Below are 17674 nucleotides of genomic sequence, written 5' to 3'. Positions count from 1 at the left end.
ACCAAGCACTTAGCCAAATTGGCCGTTACAATAACGGCCATGAAAAAGATACCTCAATCCTTACCTGATGATGTTGAACTGCTCAAGAAAATGCTGCTTGAGCAGACGCAAAAGCTTGAGCGCAAACTGGCGCAAAAAGATAAGCGCATCGCTAAACTAGAGCGGGTTAACCAGCAGCTCTCGGATAAGCTGCAGCAATTGCTGGAGCGCTATAACCTGAAGAAGTACCAGAAATTTAGCCCCAGCAGCGAGACCTACGAAGGTGAAGGCGAAGTCTTAAATGAGGCCGAACAGCTTATTGAAGACGAGTCCGTAGCGACAGAGCCAGACACTCAGACGACCGAGAGCGCTGAGAAAGCCGCCAAGCCACGCCGACCGCGTATTACTCCTGAATTGCCCCGCGTTGACGTTATCCATGACATTGACGATAAAACCTGTGTCTGCTGTGGCCATGCCCTGCATCAAATGGGTGAAGAGGTTAGTGAGCAAATTGAGTTCGTGCCCGCGCAAATCCGTGTGCTGAGAAATGTCCGGTTGAAATACAGCTGCCGGCAGTGTGAAACCAATGGCACTAAGGTCGACATTAAGATTGCCGATGTACCGCCTGCGGTTATCCCTAAGAGTATGGCCACGCCAAGTTTACTGGCGCAAATCATCAGCAGCAAAATGCACTATGGGATGCCACTTTACCGACAAGAAAAACTGTTTAATGAAGCCGGCATTGAGCTTAGTCGTCAAACGATGAGTCGTTGGCTGATAACCTGCGCACAGAAACTGAAACCGCTACTGGCGTTAATGAAAGCTGAGCTTCTGAAACAGCCGGTGCTGTGGGCAGATGAAACCACCGTCAATGTGCTGGATGTTGAGAAAAGCACCTGTTACATGTGGGTATATGGCTGTGGCTTAGAAAAAAGTACCGGCCCTAAACTGGTGCTGTTTGATTATCAGGATAGTCGCAGCAGTAAACATCCCTGTGACTTCTTATTCGGCTTTAACGGTTATCTGCAGGTCGATGGTTATGCCGGATATGAGAAAACCGACGCAACCTTAGTCGGTTGCTGGGCACATGCCCGACGCAAGTTCGTCGAAGCCCAAAAAGCACAGGGCAAAGGCAAAACGGGTAAAGCGGATGTGGCCCTTAACCATATCCAGAAACTCTATGCACTGGAGAGTAAATTAAAAACCGTACCGCCTGACAAGAAGTATGACGCCAGACAAGCACTAGCTAAACCACTGCTAGAACAATTTAAAAGCTGGCTGGATAAATCAAGCGAGAGTGTCACGAAAGAAAGTTTACTGGGAGTCGCTATCACGTATAGCCTGAATCAGTGGCCCAAGCTCATCCGCTATCTGGACGATGGTAGACTTAATATCGACAACAACCGTGCTGAGCGCGCCGTCAAACCGTTCGTGATTGGACGCAAGGCGTGGTTGTTTGCCAATACTGAAACGGGCGCAGAAGCCAGTGCTGCAATGTATAGCCTAGTCGAAACGGCTAAAATCAATGGCCTAGAGCCGTATGATTATCTATGCCGCTTGCTCACTGAGCTGCCCAAAGCCAATACCCACGAGCGACTGCAACAACTCCTGCCATATTGATCAGCAGCCACACCGCAAGGTGTGGTTGTTGTTACGCTTACGGTTGTGAAAGTAATCATGTTTAAATCCTCTATTTTAATCTGTGGAGTGGTCGTGCTATCGGCCAGTGCTCACTGTATTGTGATTAACGCAAGATGGAGCGCATAGGGTAAGATTCGCATTTAAGTATGGTTCAGATAAGCATCAATAGCGAATTAACGAATTGTAGGTTATTAGCCTTTGCGAATACGAATCCGCCGTGAGTGATGCACGAGTGGTACTGAACCGATAGCCTGCTATTAAGCAATCTAACGCGACTTGGTTTGTCTTTACTCGTGCAGGGACAATTTGTGACTGGCTTTTTGTTGATACATGGCTACGTCGGCTTGGTGAAGCAATGATTCAAGATCCTGTGCGTCGCTGGGGAAAAAGGCGGTGCCGAGGCTTAGCTCAAATGCAACTGACTGACCATTGGCGAAAAAAGTCGCGCGTTTAAAGCTGGTCATGATTTTTTGCAGGATAGGCTGAATATCTTGCTGCTTGCTAATGCGTGGCATAATCACTAAAAATTCATCGCCTGATAAGCGGCAAGCAACATCAGAACTGCGTAAATTAATTTGGAGTAGCCTGGCAACTTCTTGTAAAAACTGATCGCCAATCGCATGCCCAAAGCGATCATTGATCAGTTTGAATTTATCTAAGTCTAAGCTAATGATACAAAATTCAGCTCGGGAGTTAATGAGCGTCTCTAACCATTTCATCGCGAAACGCCTGTTGGGTAATAAGGTTAAAGGATCTTGCAGTGAGTTAATTCGTGCTAAATGGTAACTATAAAATAAGCTAATAAAAACCAGCAGTAATAACAAACTAAAACCGTACCCAATCACACGAATATATGACGACGCTAATGCAGGGCCGTTGTAAGATGTTCCGGGTAATTCGGCAATCGCTATCAACCAGCTGCCGTTGATCAACCGGATCGTTTCGCTGCTAAAAGCCTCTGCAAACACGCTTTCATCACCGAAAAACACCTCGCCATTCGCACCTAAACCATCTTTACCACGGATTGCCAGTCGAGATTGTGCAGCAAGTTCATTCACACCGGCTAACTTGAACAGTTTGTCTAGTTCGATGACCGCGCTACAGGTCCCCCAATACCGCTGATTGAACGGTGGATCGGTGAAGATAGGCATCCGCGCAATAATGGCTTGGTTGCCTTGGATTAATGTTAGCGGCCCGGCAATAAAAACCTCTTGTCGCTGCTTAGCTAATTCGACAGTGTGTAATTGTTCCGGTGACTGGCGGTAATCAAAGCCTATAACACTTTCATTACCTGTTAAGGGATAGACAAAACGGATCACGTTATCGGGAGCTAAAGCGATATTGCGCAAACTACTGGACTTTAAATATAAGGCTTCAGCCATACGCGTCAATTGTTCGTTATCAGATTGCGGATTAACCGAAATCAGCGTGGCTAAACTATCGGCTAAAAAAATATTGGAATTTAATTCAGACTCAATATTGGCTCGAACCGAGGATAACTGCTGACTCAGGCGTTCATGCTGATGAATTTGCATCAGTTCTGCGTAATTACGATGATAATACTCGACTAGCATTACCACACTGGCCATAAACGCGGCTAATGCGAAAAATAATAGCGATTTTTTATGACCATTCGCCTTGCCAAACACTTGTTTCATATAGGCAATTTTAAGATATCAAACAGCGACATACAAATCCTAGCTAGCGGCGTGATCAATAGCTGGCCTTACGCGCAAAACGCCCGAGTTGTTGCTCTGTCGTGGCAGTACCCTCTAACAAATTTTTAGCGGCATCGTCAATTGAAGCCATTTGTTGATAAGCTTGATTGGTGATCTGCTGGATCGCACTTAAATGTTCATGGGTTTGTTGATATTTTTCTTCAAGGTTAGATACGCTGCTGGTGATGGTTTTCATACCACCCTGAGCCGTTAGCAACTCTTGCTGTAATAAAGCAAATTCTTGATTCGTTTCATTAATTTGATTTTGAGCATCTTTTGCTTGTTGATTTAAGCTAGTGGATTCTTCTTTTGTTTCTTTTACCAAGCGCTCCATATCATTCAAAAAACCTGAAATTTGCTTCGTTGCTTCATTCACTTTGGCTGCCAGTGTTCGCACTTCGTCGGCAACAACGGCAAAACCACGACCGGCATCGCCCGCTCGAGCTGCTTCGATGGCGGCGTTTAAAGCCAGTAAATTGGTTTGATCCGAGAACCCTTCAACCATAACTAAAATCTGTCGGACATTTTCTGAGTTTTTTTGTAAACCGTTAATAGTGGCAGCAAAAGAGTCAAGCAATCGAGCAATCGCCGCGAGTTGTTGATTAAGTTGCTGCATTTGTGTGCTGGCAACTTGAGCTTTACTTACTGCAAGTTGTGTTACCTCGCCCATTTGATCGCTGCTTTGGACGATGTTCGTTAAATAGTTGATAACTTGTTCACTTTCTCGGCGAATTAAAGTATTACGTTGCTCAGTTTCTTGTAAGTTTTTGCGAGTACTTTTTACTGCGATAGATACCTGCTCATTGATCTGATGCGTATTGCGCGCTTGTTGATGCACATTGCCAAGTACGTCACTAAGTTGGCTAACGAATTGGTTAAATTCGTCAGATAATGTTCGGAACTCATCAAAGGTGAAGGCGGGTAAACGTTGGCTAAGATCAGCCCCAGAGCGATTACTGTCGTGTAAATTTTTGACTAAAGCCTGCACCGGGCGAACAATTAAATGCCACATATAGAAGATAGTAAAACTATAAGCAGCGCTGCCAACAACGAGCAACAACCACCAAAGTTGTTTGTTATCAGTGGTAGGGTAAGCAAGATACATCGCCAGCGCAAAGAACAGGGTAATAAACAGTACATTACCCACTATCTTTCGGGTTAAGGTAAAAAAGAATCGCTGCTCGATCAGATGGTAAAGTGTCATAACCCGCTCCAGTAAAGATGCTGGTTTAGCCCAGCATGGGTATTTTTAACAGTGCAGAACGTGCAAGGCAAAGGCGGTAGGTTTGCACTGTTATCAATATAAAACAATAAACTAGTTTATGGTATGTGCCAATCTTTAAGCATACCACTGACCTTATCTCTTACCCCTGCTAGTCAGATAACCGGAAGTATCAGTCTTTTGCCCTACTGTACCTTTGTGAATGCTGCAGCATACCAATCATGCATAGCATTTAAGCGGTAATATCATGCTAAGGAATTAAGGCTTTAGCAAAAAACGCGCTTAAGACCATTGCGCCGTAAAACGTTATGCAATTTGCATAGCTTATGATTTAGGGTATGAAATATTTTTAATAATAAGGAAGTTTACTCTTTTCATGTTGTGTCGCGGGGTATTTATTTACAGGTTTTTTGCGCTAGATCTTAACCATGAGCAAAAAAATCGTGGTTAAGATCGGCGTTAAAGAGGAGATAGATTTAGTTAAATTTAATTTTTCGAGTGAGCCACCATCCGAACACCATGCTGAGCACAAAACCGATGGTACCGGTGCTACCTGAGGTTAGAGCGGCAATAGCAGGGCCAGGGCAATAACCTAATAAGCCCCAACCGACACCGAAAATTAAAGCCCCTAACAATAATTGGCGATCTACTTTGGTGCTCTTTGGAAGATAAAAAGCCTTTTCTAGAAAAGGGGCTGCTCGTTTTTGGCTAAAGTAAAAACCAGTAGAGTAAACCACTAAAGCCGCGCCCATGACTAACGCTAAGCTTGGGTCCCAGTTATCAAGTACATTCAGAAAACCAATTACTTTTGCGGGGTCGATCATCATTGAAATAGTGATACCCGCAGATAACAATAAGCCGGATAAAAATGCCACTAATGCTTTCATATTTTCTCCTGCTTAAAATAAGCTTGCAACCAGCACGCCTGCTGCCATAAAGACTAAGGTAGCACTAATCGAGCGTGGAGATAGTCTACCGATACCACAAACACCATGACCTGAGGTACAGCCGCTGCCCCAGCCTGTGCCTAAACCCACCAATAAACCGGCAATTAAGGTTTTAGTGTTTAAGTCAGGCGTAGTAAAGGTGAGATCTTGCATAAAAAAGCTTACCAGTAGTGGTGCAACTAAAAGGCCAGCCACAAACGCAAATCGCCAGCCTCGTCCATCACGTTCAAAAATAAGCTGGCTGGCTATGCCAGAGATTCCTGCAATACGTCCTAACATGGTCATCATTAGCAATGCACCAAAGCCAATTAAACTGCCGCCAATTAGCGCAGATATCGGGGTGAAATTCTCCATTACGACTCCTTATTGCGTGACGGGTAAGCCTGCTTCTTGCCAGGCTGCCATGCCACCCGCGACCGAATAGACATCAGTAAAGCCCATGTTCTGTAACGATTCCGCGGCTAAAGCCGAGCGAGCACCTGAACGGCAAATCAAATACAACGGCTCCTGTGCTAATTGCGCTAAGGCTAACTCTGCGGCACAACCTGACGCCGCGACGGCGGGGTGGTTAGCCAATTGCATTTCTAATACACCGCGTGGGTAGTTAACGACACTGCTGATGTGTGCTTGAGCAAATTCGGCAGGCTCACGTACATCAATAATACGAGTTGATGGCTGTTTTTCTAGCTGCGCCGCGAGTTGCTGAATATCGACTTCTTTGATACGTTCTTTTGCTTCGGCCACTAATTGTTGTGCTGTTTTCATTATAAATCCTCCAAAAAACAGTTTATAAAACAGATTGATAAATCACGACACCCGCCATGATCGCCAAGAATACGGCAAAGCCCTTTTGTAAGATCGCTTTCGGTAATCTGCGATTGAGCCAACCGCCAACATAACTTCCCAAAATACCGGCCACAACCATGATAGTGATGGCGTGCCAATCAAATACCAAGCCTTGTGCATGAAACACACTGTAGTATTTTGCAAAACCGACAAACGATTTTAACGCAATGATCATTAAGCTGGTTGCTACGCCGATATGAAGGGGTAACCCGGCCAATAATACTAATGCGGGAACGATTAAGAAGCCCCCTCCAACCCCCACAAAACCAGTAATAGCACCGACAACTAAGCCATCGGCAATGACTTTAATATGATGAAACGTTTTGGGTTGATCAATCATCGTGACTTTGCTGCGCCACATCATTATTGCCGCAACCACCATTAAGGACGCGAAGACTAATAACTGCCAGCGGCTATCTACTAAGGTGCCTAGCCAAGCGCCACCATAAGTGCCTAACATTCCGGGTACACCAAACCATAAAACATGGCGCCAACTGATTAAACGGCGAAACATATTGTGGATTGAACCAAACAAGCTGATCAGCGCTACTATTAATAACGAAGACGCGATGGCCAATGATGCGGGCATGCCAACCAAATACAACAACACCGGTACGGTCAGGATCGAACCACCTGACCCGAATAACCCTAAGCTAAGCCCGATGATTAAAGCACCTATTAATACCAACATGGCCACTCCTATATTCTTTTATGGAATATGCATATAACGGAATTGCATTCTATGGGCTTTTTCGTTAAGCTGCAATCAAAATTTAGCATTAACTAAAGTAAGGGCTGAAAAAATGAGTAACCTAGATAATCTGCATATTGAAATGTTCTTTGATAATGATAGCGCAACTTGCAGTTATGTGGTTGTTGATAAAGCAACGGCTAAAGCGGCAGTGATTGATCCAGTACTTGATTACGATGCCGCCGCAGGGCAGGTTAGCACAGAGGCCGCAGATAAGATTTTAGCGTACTTAGCTGAGCAAGGCTGGCAATTACAGTGGATTTTAGAAACCCACGCTCATGCTGATCATCTTTCTGCCGCGCATTACCTAAAGCAAAAGACAGCAGCACCCATTGCGATTGGTGAGGGGATCCGGAAGGTTCAGCAAACGTTTAAAATGGTTTTCAATATCGCTGATGCAGAATTAATTGGCACGGGTGATTATTTTGATAAATTATTTGCGGATGGTGAAACGTTTAACATCGGCTCGGTTACCGCGACGGTGATTAATACACCTGGTCATACTAACGACAGTGTCAGTTATTTAATTGCTGGCAATGTGTTTGTAGGTGATTCACTGTTTATGCCTGATGGCGGTACGGCACGTTGCGATTTTCCGGGTGGTGATGCCCATATCTTGTTCCGTTCTATCCAGCGTTTATATCAGTTGCCAGCAGAAACGGTTGTTTATGTTTGTCATGATTATCAACCGAATGGTCGTGAATTACGTTTTAAAACGACGGTGGCCGAACAAAAACAGCAAAATATTCATGTGAAAGCTGACACCGTTGAAGCAGATTTTGTGCAAAAACGTGAAACACGTGATAAAACCTTAGCTGTACCGCGACTGATTTATCCTTCGGTACAAGTGAATATTCGCGCTGGGCAACTGCCTCAAGCAGAAAGTAATGGTGTGAGTTACGTTAAAATACCTTTAAAACAAGTATAACAACCACGTGATGATGAGAGCTTAGAGTATTTTACACCCTAAGCTCGCCAAGCGATAATAAAACAGCAGCCCGCAATCAGTCGAAACTGCTGTTGTAGGTGCTATTTGAGCAAAGCCGTAAATTGACTTACTAATTGGTCTAAATCTAATAGCTGCTTTTCACCTGTGCGGCGATTTTTGTATTCAGCCTGACGGTTATCGAGGTTACGCTCGCCAATCACAATGCTGTGAGGCACACCAATCAATTCCATATCTGCGAACATCACACCCGGGCGCTCTTTACGATCATCAAAGAGTACGTCAATACCCGCAGCTTTAAGTTGTTGATACAACAGCTCAGTGGCTTCAGCTACACGCACTGACTTGTGCATATTCATTGGAATCAACACCACTTGGAAGGGCGCTATTGCGTCAGGCCAAATAATACCGTATTCGTCGTGGTTCTGTTCAATCGCGGCGGCAACAATGCGTGACACACCCACACCATAACAGCCCATGGTCATAATTTGGTGTTTACCTTCTTCATTCAATACACCGGCTTTAAGCGCTTGAGAGTATTTATCACCCAATTGGAAGATATGACCGACTTCAATACCACGCTTAATCACTAAGTGACCAAAACCACAAGGGCTGGGGTCGCCTTCAACGATATTACGAAGGTCGGCAACCTGGTAATCAGTGATATCGCGATCCCAATTGACGCCGGTTAAATGGTAACCGTCTTTATTGGCACCAACAATAAAATCAGCAAGGTGTGCGGCGCTGCGGTCAACAATCACCGGGATGGTTAAACCCACAGGTCCGACTGAGCCAGGTGCTGCGTTTACCAGTTGACGAATTTGCTGTTCGTTAGCAAATTGCAGTGGTACGGCAACTTGCGGTAATTTCTCCGCTTTAACTTCGTTAAGCTCATGGTCGCCGCGAACCACTAATGCAACTAGGGATGCTGGTGCATCATCTTTGGCAACGCCAACAACGAATAAGGTTTTCGCAATTTGCTGTTCGCTGATGTTTAATAATTCTGCTACAGCAGCAACAGTACCGACATTTGGCGTGGCAACTTCTTGCATGCTTTGCGTTGCTGCTGGGCGTTCGCCCGCCGGCGCTATTGCTTCGGCCATTTCGATATTCGCGGCATAATCGCTGGTATCAGAGAAGGCAATGGCATCTTCGCCGGAAGAGGCTAGCACATGAAACTCGTGCGAAACACTACCGCCAATCGCGCCGGTGTCGGCAAGCACAGGCCGATAATCTAAGCCAAGACGATTAAAGATATTGCAGTAAGCGCGATACATGGCATCGTAGGTTTGTTGTAATGAGTCTTGGCTTAAATGAAATGAATACGCATCTTTCATTAAAAACTCACGCGCGCGCATCACACCAAAACGAGGCCGACGCTCATCGCGGAATTTGTTTTGAATTTGATATAAGCTCAGTGGCAGCTGTTTATAGCTGGTGATTTCGCGACGTACCAGATCAGTAATCACTTCTTCATGTGTAGGGCCTAATACGAAATCGCGCAGATGACGGTCTTGAAAACGCAATAACTCGGCGTCCATTTTCTCCCAGCGCCCCGATTCCTGCCACAGTTCAGCCGGTTGTACCATGGGCATCAGTACTTCAATGGCACCGGCGTTGTTCATTTCTTCACGAACAATTTGCTCTACCTTACGCAACACTCTGACACCAGTAGGTAAATAAGTGTATAAACCAGAAGATAAACGGCGGATCATACCGGCGCGAAGCATTAATTTGTGACTAATAACTTCGGCATCTGCTGGCGTTTCTTTCATCGTAGATAATAAATACTGACTGGTGCGCATGAGGCTCTCTGTAAAAAAGACTTAAAAAAATTACCCTCATTCTAACAACGGATCTACTCTGGCAGAAGTTTAATCTGATGTTTAATGAGCTTATTTGTGACTTCTTGCTCTAAAAGCATGCCGCCAAGGCTGTATAAACCATCAGGTAACTCGATTAGACCTCTTAAATCCATTATCGCCGTTGTATTTTCAGCGGCTAACCAGCGTTGTTGTTTTGGAGAATATAACCAAACAGCAGCACTGGGGGTGGCAACGAGATTTTGATAATCACGACCATTCAGTTGATATGGCACATTACTACCGCCGATAAACACGGCCATTTCTTCGCCGTTGACGTTAACGGTGGCTGCGGCTAAACGGTAGCGAGCATGGCCAGTGGGGTGGGGAATGCTTTGCCAGGCGATGCTATTGGCATTGTTACCCAGCTTTCCAGCCCAACATTCAGCCACCGGTTGTTGCTGTGGGCTGCTGTGATGATAATCCAAGGTTACGCCATCACAGACAATTAATTGATCTGCGGCAACAGCCGCTGCTAAACCAAAGGCGGGTTTACCCGGAAATGGTGTTGCTTGCGACCAGCGCTGGGTGAAATTATCAAATAACTGCACCACATTAACGGCACCGTATTCACTAAAACCACTGATGAGATAAATGTAACGATTTTGATAAGCCACGGCGGCCGCATGATCGACCGGTACTGGCATATCATTTAAACGCGTATAGCGACGGGTGATGGGATCGAGCCGGTAGCTATCAGCTGCTGTCGTGGTTTTACCATCGCTTTGTACAAAAGCGCCGCCCAGAATGAAAAAATTATTGTTTAAGGCCACGGCACTGGCCCCAATGCGGCCTTGAAGCCGTTGTTGATTGGGTAAGATAGGTAGGGTTGTCCAGTTATATTCGCCAAGCGTATGTAACCACACTTTATCATGGATCTGTGCGCTGGTTTTTGCTGGGCCTATGCCGCTTGCAGAAAGCAGATAGGTTTTCCCTCGAACTGTGGTGGCTGCTACGGCATTATTACTGACAGGCTCAGGCAGCTCGGGCAGGGCGAAGCAAATAAAACTGGTGGCCAATAAGCTAAGGTAGCTGCATGATTTCAGTAACATGGTTGTGTTCTCCGTCGACGGTCCATTTAATATTAAATTCGTATAGGGTCATGCCATAATGTTGAATGTCAGCCCGTTGTTTTTTATAGGGTGGCCGTGGATCCTGTTTTAAAACCTTTTCAATAAAAGTGCGTAAATGCGGATAGTGCTTTTGTTGCTGGCAAAATTGTTCAGCATTTTCAGACATTGATACGGTCATCATGGTCTCTGGTGCGGCATCGGCAAAGCCACCATTTGCATCAGGTAGCGCATCAGAATAGGGCAGATAAGGTTTAATGTCCAAAATCGGCGTGCCATCTAATAAATCTAAGCCGCTGATCAAAATCTGTAATTTACCGTTTTTTCGAGTAACCCCATCTAGTTTTACGACCGATAAGCCAATTGGATTAGGTCGAAAGGTGGCGCGTGTGGCAAATACGCCTTTTCGGGTGTTGCCACCTAACCTTGGGGGACGGACTAACGGCGACCAACCCTTGTCTGCCGTTTCATGAAAAACAAAAACTAACCATAGGTGACTAAAGGCTTCGATACCTCGCACGATCCCTTCATCGGCATAGTCAGCTTCTAATTCAATACTGCCACAGGCTTCTGCGATTAAACCTGGTTGTCTTGGTATGGCAAACTTTTGTTTATAGGGTGATTTAATATAGCCGATGCTATTAAATTGATACTGAGCCATCTTCAGAAATATCTTGGTTAATAAGCAGAAAAACAATCAGCTATTATGCAAGCCCCCCGTTAAAACAACAAGTAAACTTGCCCTTTACTATCGGATGTCTAAATGGCTTTGACGCTAGACGTTTAAGTTGTCACAATACGTAGGTCTTTTTATTATTGAATTAGTGTCATTATGGAACAGCGTATTTTATTAACTGAGTGTCCCGATTCAAAAGGGCTGATCGCGCAGATCACCAATATTTGTTACAAGCACCAACTGAATATTATTCGTAATACTGAATTTGTTGATCCGGTAACCGGTCAATTTTTTATGCGTACCGAATTAGACGGCATTTTTAACGAGCACACCTTATTACAAGATTTGGATCGGGCTTTACCGCTAGGCAGTAGCCGCAGTTTGTTGTGCCGGCAGGCGAAAAAAGTCGTCGTGTTGGTCACAAAAGAAGCGCATTGTCTGGGTGATATTTTAATGAAAGTATATGATGGCTCGCTATCATTAAATATCGCGGCGGTTGTTGGTAATCATCCTGAATTAGCCGCATTGGCGCAGCGTTTTGATTTACCGTATCATTTTATTAGCCATCAAGGGCTGAGCCGAGCTGAGCATGAAGCCGCGTTGTTACAGGTGATCACACCTTATCAGCCTGACTATCTTATTCTCGCCAAGTTTATGCGGATTTTAACACCCCGCTTTGTCGCGCATTATCCGAATCGTATCGTGAATATCCATCATAGTTTTTTACCGGCTTTTATTGGCGCTAAGCCCTATCAACAAGCCTTTGAGCGTGGAGTGAAAATCATCGGAGCAACCGCGCATTTTGTGAATGAGCAACTCGACGAAGGGCCAATTATTCAGCAAAAAGTAGCTGCGGTAGATCACAGCTACAGCGCTTTGGATATGGAAAAAGCCGGCCGTGATGTGGAAAAGGCGGCATTAAGTGAGGCGCTACAATTTATTACAGAGGATAGGGTGTTTGTGCACGGTAATAAAACCGTGATTTTATAGGGCGCATGTCTGCGCCCCCACGGTGTTTAGTCTGCTAAACTGGGATCGTCATGTAAATCGAGCGCATAGATCTCATCAATTTGATCAATACTTGAGTGACTGACTCGTAAGTCTTTCACTCGACCGTTACGCAAACTATATACCCAACCATGCACGGTTAAAGCCTGATCGCGCTCCCATGCCTCTTGCACAAAGGTGGTGTGACACAGGTTACGCACCTGCTCCATCACATTAAGCTCAATCAGTCGATTGACACGTTGGTCTTCGTCCTCGATTAAATCTAGTTCGTTACGATGCATGGCATAGACATCTTTAACATTACGCAGCCAGTTATCGACGAAGCCAACACGCTGTTTCATCATGGCTGCCCGCACGCCGCCACACCCGTAATGGCCCACTACTAAAATATGTTTTACTTTTAATACTTCGATAGCGTATTGCAACACAGAAAGGCAATTCATATCCGAATGCACCACTAAGTTGGCAACATTGCGGTGTACAAACAATTCACCTGGCATCAAACCGACAATTTCATTCGCTGGTACACGACTATCCGAGCAACCAATCCACAAATATTCAGGGGCTTGTTGCTCTGATAATTGTTTAAAAAAGCCAGGTTGCTCGCGTTCAATCCGATCCGCCCATTGTCGATTGTTGATAAATAACTCTTTGAAATTTGACATTAAACAATCCAACTGAAGGCGTGATGCGCCACAATAACGATTTTTTTGCTGCTGACAAGCCCGACCAGCCGGCAATACGAGTGAGAACATGGTGATCCTACCTAACTGTTAGGGGCGTTGTCACGGAAATTAAAAAGGTTATTTATACGTTAAAGTAACAAAATGATAAGACTAACAGTTAAAACTTTTTTACTATTACATTATCTAGCTAGTTTTAATTATTTAAGATGACTTTTATTAACGCTAGCTGAATAATTATTTGGATTAATTTATTCAATACGCAAGAAATACTTTAATTATTTTACTTTATTCGATATTCTAGAGCTGTAATATTACTTGGGAGTATTAAAATGTCGTTATTACTTGATAAGCGTGAATTAAAGAAAGCCGCAAAAGAATTAACGCTGGCTAAATTAAATGATGTGCTAGACACATTAAATTTAGTATTGGTTGAACGCCAATCTGAAATTGACGCCATCAGTGAAATTGAACGTTTTGCCCGCGAAAAAGGATTTACGTTGGAACAGCTTGGCTATAAGCAAGTACAAGATGTGATGCCAGAAGAGAGCGTCAGTGTAGCCAAAGAATCAAAACGTCCGGTTAAACCAAAGTTTAAAACGTTAAACAAAGCCAGCCAGTATTTCTATGTTGAAGATGGCCAATTACAATTACTGCGTACTCACACCATGAAAAAAGGGTTACAAGCACGGGGTATTGAAGTTGTGCCGGTGAATAAAGTCGATAAAAAGTTCGCTAAAGATATTGAACGTTTATTAGATGAAGCGACAGAGCAAGCTACCGCCAACTTTAATAGCAAAGTGGTCGTTTGGAATGCTTGGGCTGCTGAAAACGGTGCTGAGATATTAGAGCCACGTTAATACGGCAACGATAAGATATAAAAAAACCGGCATTGCCGGTTTTTTTATATCTGTTTATTTAATCTGTGCATCTAACGATTGGCCATTAATACCGATACTATCGTCAGACATTAAATACAGATACAACCACATTAAATCTTCTGGTGTTTTTAACGTTGCCGCATCTTCACCCGGGTATGCACGCGCTCGCATACTGGTTCGGGTAGCACCAGGGTTAATACAATTACAACGTACGGTAGTGTCTTCATACTCGCTGGCAATAATTTGCATTAAACCTTCGGTAGCAAACTTTGATACCGCGTATGGCCCCCAAAACGCTCGACCTTGCCGACCCACCCCAGAAGAGGTAAACACGATAGACCCTTGCTGACTTAACTTTAAAACAGGCATTAACGCCTGTGTCATCAACATGGCGCCTGTGACATTGACTTGCATAATGTCTTGCCAGCTGGCTAAGTTAATATGCTCGAACGGCGACAACACGCCTAAAATTCCTGCATTGTGTAATACGCCATCGAGTTTACCGAACTCTGCTTTAATGGTAGCGGCCATGTCGTGATAATTTTTTGCGGTCGCGCCTTTTAAATCTAACGGGATGATGGCTGGCTCAGGATATCCCGCATTCACAATTTGATCGTATACGGCGGTTAGTTTATGGGTGGTTTTACCTAATAAAATAACTGTCGCCCCAAAACGGGCGTAAGTTAAAGCGGCAGTTTTGCCAATGCCATCACCGGCGCCAGTAACTAAAATAACTTTATTAAGCAGTGCGCCGGCGGGCGCAGAGTAGTGTTTTGGTGCTTGCATTAACGGAGCCCCTGACTGAAAAAAAACGGCAACAGGATACTTGGAAAAACCCGCTTTTGCACTCTTCTTGATGAAACTTCAGTTTATCTGTCTTTTTGCTCTAGCGATTTGCTAAAGTTTGAGTTAACTTTAACTGGTCGTAGCTGTTCGTTAGGGCAGTCACTCTAATTCAGAATAAGTGAAGCAAACTTATGCTTTGCAATAAAAAATACCAGTGATGGACAGGGGAGATAAAATGAAGAGATTGGCAATAAGCATTGCAGTAATCACCGCTTTAGGTTTAGTTGGCTGTGGTGATTCAATAGAAGATATCAAACAAGATGTAGCGGTTGAAGGTACGGTAACACCGAGTGCACGGGTTATATTTGACCCCACAGCAGGCAACGTTTCTGTACCAAACGATTTACTTTTTCAGGGTACTACTGATGGTACGCTCACGCTTGATAGCGGTGCTACCCCTGATTACACCAATCCACAAGTTGCATTGGGTGCTTTAGATGGTTGGTCTACGCAAAATCCGTTTACGATTGCCTTAAGCTTTCCTGCTGGTGTGACGTTAAATATGGACTCGGCGGCAGAACCTGGCTCTGTGCGTGTTTTTAAAGCCGTAATGGGTGATCCTGCGTCTCCTGAGACCGATTGTCGCGCTGTACCCCGTGGTGCCGCCTGTAAAATTGTTGCTGAATTACAATACGGTGTGGATTTCGTTTCTGCCGGCAGTGGCAACAGTGTTGCTGTAGTGCCATTAAAACCACTTGAATCTGCCACGACTTATCTTTTAGCGTTAACTAACGGTTTAAAAGACAGCACCGGTGCAGCCGTAAAACCTTCAACCACTTATGAATTAGTGAAACAAGACCTGAGCACTTTACCACTGGCCACCGATTCTCAGCGTGCCTTACAAGGTGTTATCAACAGCTTTGAAAACGTGATGGTGCGTGATCAAGGGCTACCCAAAACCAGCATTATTTATTCAGCGGCCATTACCACGCAATCTACAGGTGTTGTGTTAGCTAACTTAAAGCAGTTAATGGCATCGCCAACACCAACAGGTTATGCACCTACCGGTTTGGCTATGCAAAACACCGGTTTGACGGTATCGCAACTTAACCCTGCTTTTGCCAGTCAGCCGGCTTTTACTATTACCCGTTTGTATCAAGGTTCTTTAACGCTGCCGTACTTTTTAGGTAAACCTTCTGAAGCGAATATGACCGCGCCGTTAAATACGCGCTGGACTGCACGTTGTGACAGTGGTGCTATTATTGCAGCCTTACCTGCTAGTATGAAACCCGAAACGCCTGTTTCTGAAAATGACGGTTTTTGTCAGGCGGTAACTTCAGGTGCGCTACGCGATCTGGGTGTGGATAGTGCTCGTCATTTAACTAAGTTTAACGTGATACCTGCTATCCGCAGTTATGAAACCGTTGGTGTGCAGATGACCGTGCCTGATGGAAATGTTATTTCAATGCCTGAAGCCGGTTGGCCAGTGGTGATATTGCAACATGGTATTACTTCTAAAAAAGAAGATATGCTAGCTGTTACAGGTGCCTTAGCTTCGCAAGGTTTCGCCACTATTGCCATTGATCACCCGTTGCACGGCAGCCGTGGTTTTACTCAAGCAACTGAAACCGGCAACTTAACGTTTAATGCCTCCACTAACTCTGCAACCGATTATATGAATCTGAGCAATCTGTTGGTGACTCGGGATAATTTACGTCAAAGTATTGCGGATATGTTGGCGCTGCGTTTTGCTATAAATAACCTTACCGGTGTGACCATTGATAAAAGCCGCGTACAGTTTTTAGGGCATTCGTTAGGGGGCATTACAGGTACCAGCATGGTTGCGTTAGCGAATAGCACCACCGGCAATGCTGCTTTAGATGCCGCGTTTAAAGTTGAAAGCTCGGTATTAGCAATGCCAGGTGGTGGTATTGCTAACTTCTTATTAGACTCGCCACAATTTGGCCCACTGATTAAGGCCAGTGTGATGCTCGGTGCGGGTGGCCAATTAACCAGTGAGTTTGTCACTTATGTGGCTACCAATACTGATTGCGGTGCACCAACTGCGGCAACCGCAGCAACTTGGCCGACTTGTGCGGCGCCGGTGGTTAATCAGTATCTTGCTAGCTTAAGCGAAACAGGCAATACGGCACAGCAAGCGCGCATTACCGCGACCTTAAGCCAATTTGCCTTTGCTGCGCAAACCGTGACCGACAGTGGTGATCCAAACAACTACGCAAAAGCCTTAGTTAGCAGCGGTACACCCACTTTTATGATTGAGGTAGTGGGTAATGGTGCGGATAGATTGCCAGATCAAGTGATCCCGAATGGCTTCTTTAATCCATTAACGGCGTTAGCCAATGGCCGCATGGCATTAGCCGGTACAGAACCACTGGCACGCTTATTAAGTGCAGGCTCAGTGCCCGCTCAAGCGCCAGGTGTTGTGTTAACAGGCAATGCGATTACCCGTTTTAACGCGGGTGCGCACAGTTCAATTTTAAGCCCTGTAAGTAGTGCAGCTGCTACCGGTGAAATGCAATATCAAGCTGTGACGTTCTTTTTAAGTCGTGGTACACAGGTTGGTATTCAAGATACTTCGGTGATTGCAAACTAAGCTTTGCTTAGCGTTTAACCACAGCCCGGTTGCACTTGCACCGG

The 17674-nt window shown here is 44.9% G+C and carries 16 protein-coding genes; 5 read left to right on the top strand and 11 right to left on the bottom strand.

Annotated features, from left to right (window positions below):
- Positions 1 to 39: 39 nt before the first annotated feature.
- Positions 40 to 1599 carry an IS66 family transposase gene (tnpC, locus tag ACUJFK_RS13755; protein ID WP_445425236.1) on the top strand — a complete coding sequence of 520 codons (1560 nt, stop codon included), beginning with the start codon at positions 40 to 42 and terminating at the stop codon, positions 1597 to 1599.
- 308 nt (positions 1600 to 1907) lie between these two features.
- Here tnpC and ACUJFK_RS13750 read toward each other — a convergent pair whose 3' ends face one another.
- The 6 genes from ACUJFK_RS13750 to ACUJFK_RS13725 all read right to left on the bottom strand — a co-directional run bounded on the left by ACUJFK_RS13750 (position 1908) and on the right by ACUJFK_RS13725 (position 7044).
- Entirely contained in the window at positions 1908 to 3278 is a 1371-nt protein-coding gene (locus ACUJFK_RS13750) for a diguanylate cyclase domain-containing protein (protein ID WP_445425235.1), read from the bottom strand.
- Between the two features lie 55 nt (positions 3279 to 3333).
- Positions 3334 to 4542, bottom strand: a complete 1209-nt coding sequence (locus tag ACUJFK_RS13745) for a methyl-accepting chemotaxis protein (RefSeq protein WP_445425234.1) — start codon at positions 4540 to 4542, stop codon at positions 3334 to 3336.
- Between the two features lie 494 nt (positions 4543 to 5036).
- Positions 5037 to 5447 (bottom strand): DUF6691 family protein, encoded by a 411-nt coding sequence (locus tag ACUJFK_RS13740; protein ID WP_226752047.1) that lies wholly within the window; start codon positions 5445 to 5447, stop codon positions 5037 to 5039.
- Positions 5448 to 5459: 12 nt separating this feature from the next.
- Positions 5460 to 5861, bottom strand: a complete 402-nt coding sequence (locus ACUJFK_RS13735; RefSeq protein ID WP_226752048.1) for a YeeE/YedE family protein — start codon at positions 5859 to 5861, stop codon at positions 5460 to 5462.
- A 9-nt stretch (positions 5862 to 5870) separates the two neighbouring features.
- Complete coding sequence (locus tag ACUJFK_RS13730) at positions 5871 to 6272, bottom strand: rhodanese-like domain-containing protein (RefSeq protein WP_226752049.1); 402 nt, start codon at positions 6270 to 6272, stop codon at positions 5871 to 5873.
- 22 nt (positions 6273 to 6294) lie between these two features.
- Positions 6295 to 7044 (bottom strand): sulfite exporter TauE/SafE family protein, encoded by a 750-nt coding sequence (locus ACUJFK_RS13725; RefSeq protein ID WP_226752050.1) that lies wholly within the window; start codon positions 7042 to 7044, stop codon positions 6295 to 6297.
- A gap of 112 nt (positions 7045 to 7156) precedes the next feature.
- On the opposite strand from ACUJFK_RS13725, the gene ACUJFK_RS13720 reads away from it, so the two are divergent.
- Entirely contained in the window at positions 7157 to 8032 is an 876-nt protein-coding gene (locus tag ACUJFK_RS13720; protein ID WP_445425233.1) for an MBL fold metallo-hydrolase, read from the top strand.
- Between the two features lie 101 nt (positions 8033 to 8133).
- Here ACUJFK_RS13720 and ACUJFK_RS13715 read toward each other — a convergent pair whose 3' ends face one another.
- The 3 genes from ACUJFK_RS13715 to tsaA are packed head-to-tail and all read right to left on the bottom strand — an operon-like array spanning position 8134 to position 11643.
- Positions 8134 to 9855 (bottom strand): proline--tRNA ligase, encoded by a 1722-nt coding sequence (locus ACUJFK_RS13715; RefSeq protein ID WP_306177971.1) that lies wholly within the window; start codon positions 9853 to 9855, stop codon positions 8134 to 8136.
- A 53-nt stretch (positions 9856 to 9908) separates the two neighbouring features.
- The gene (locus tag ACUJFK_RS13710; RefSeq protein WP_445425232.1) at positions 9909 to 10964 is read right to left on the bottom strand and encodes a Kelch repeat-containing protein; all 1056 of its coding nucleotides are present in this window, start codon (positions 10962 to 10964) and stop codon (positions 9909 to 9911) included.
- Positions 10936 to 11643, bottom strand: coding sequence for a tRNA (N6-threonylcarbamoyladenosine(37)-N6)-methyltransferase TrmO (tsaA, locus tag ACUJFK_RS13705; RefSeq protein ID WP_306177973.1), 708 nt, complete (start codon positions 11641 to 11643; stop codon positions 10936 to 10938). Before tsaA ends, ACUJFK_RS13710 begins: the two co-directional genes overlap by 29 nt.
- 171 nt (positions 11644 to 11814) lie before the next feature.
- On the opposite strand from tsaA, the gene purU reads away from it, so the two are divergent.
- Positions 11815 to 12648, top strand: a complete 834-nt coding sequence (gene purU / locus ACUJFK_RS13700; RefSeq protein WP_226752055.1) for a formyltetrahydrofolate deformylase — start codon at positions 11815 to 11817, stop codon at positions 12646 to 12648.
- Positions 12649 to 12674: 26 nt separating this feature from the next.
- Here the strand turns inward: purU and can are convergent, their stop codons facing one another.
- On the bottom strand, positions 12675 to 13331 hold the full coding sequence (gene can, locus ACUJFK_RS13695; RefSeq protein WP_226752056.1) for a carbonate dehydratase: 657 nt from the start codon (positions 13329 to 13331) through the stop codon (positions 12675 to 12677).
- A gap of 350 nt (positions 13332 to 13681) precedes the next feature.
- On the opposite strand from can, the gene ACUJFK_RS13690 reads away from it, so the two are divergent.
- Complete coding sequence (locus ACUJFK_RS13690) at positions 13682 to 14209, top strand: H-NS family histone-like protein (protein WP_445425231.1); 528 nt, start codon at positions 13682 to 13684, stop codon at positions 14207 to 14209.
- A 54-nt stretch (positions 14210 to 14263) separates the two neighbouring features.
- Here ACUJFK_RS13690 and ACUJFK_RS13685 read toward each other — a convergent pair whose 3' ends face one another.
- The gene (locus tag ACUJFK_RS13685) at positions 14264 to 15016 is read right to left on the bottom strand and encodes a YciK family oxidoreductase (protein WP_445425230.1); all 753 of its coding nucleotides are present in this window, start codon (positions 15014 to 15016) and stop codon (positions 14264 to 14266) included.
- A gap of 235 nt (positions 15017 to 15251) precedes the next feature.
- Here ACUJFK_RS13685 and ACUJFK_RS13680 point away from each other — a divergent pair, with 235 nt between their 5' ends.
- Positions 15252 to 17630 (top strand): VolA/Pla-1 family phospholipase, encoded by a 2379-nt coding sequence (locus tag ACUJFK_RS13680; protein ID WP_445425229.1) that lies wholly within the window; start codon positions 15252 to 15254, stop codon positions 17628 to 17630.
- The last annotated feature ends 44 nt before the right edge of the window (positions 17631 to 17674 follow it).

The organism is Alishewanella sp. HL-SH06, assembly GCF_052656265.1.
Note: the sequence above shows the minus strand (reverse complement) of the source record. Positions and strands in the feature narration are given on the sequence as shown.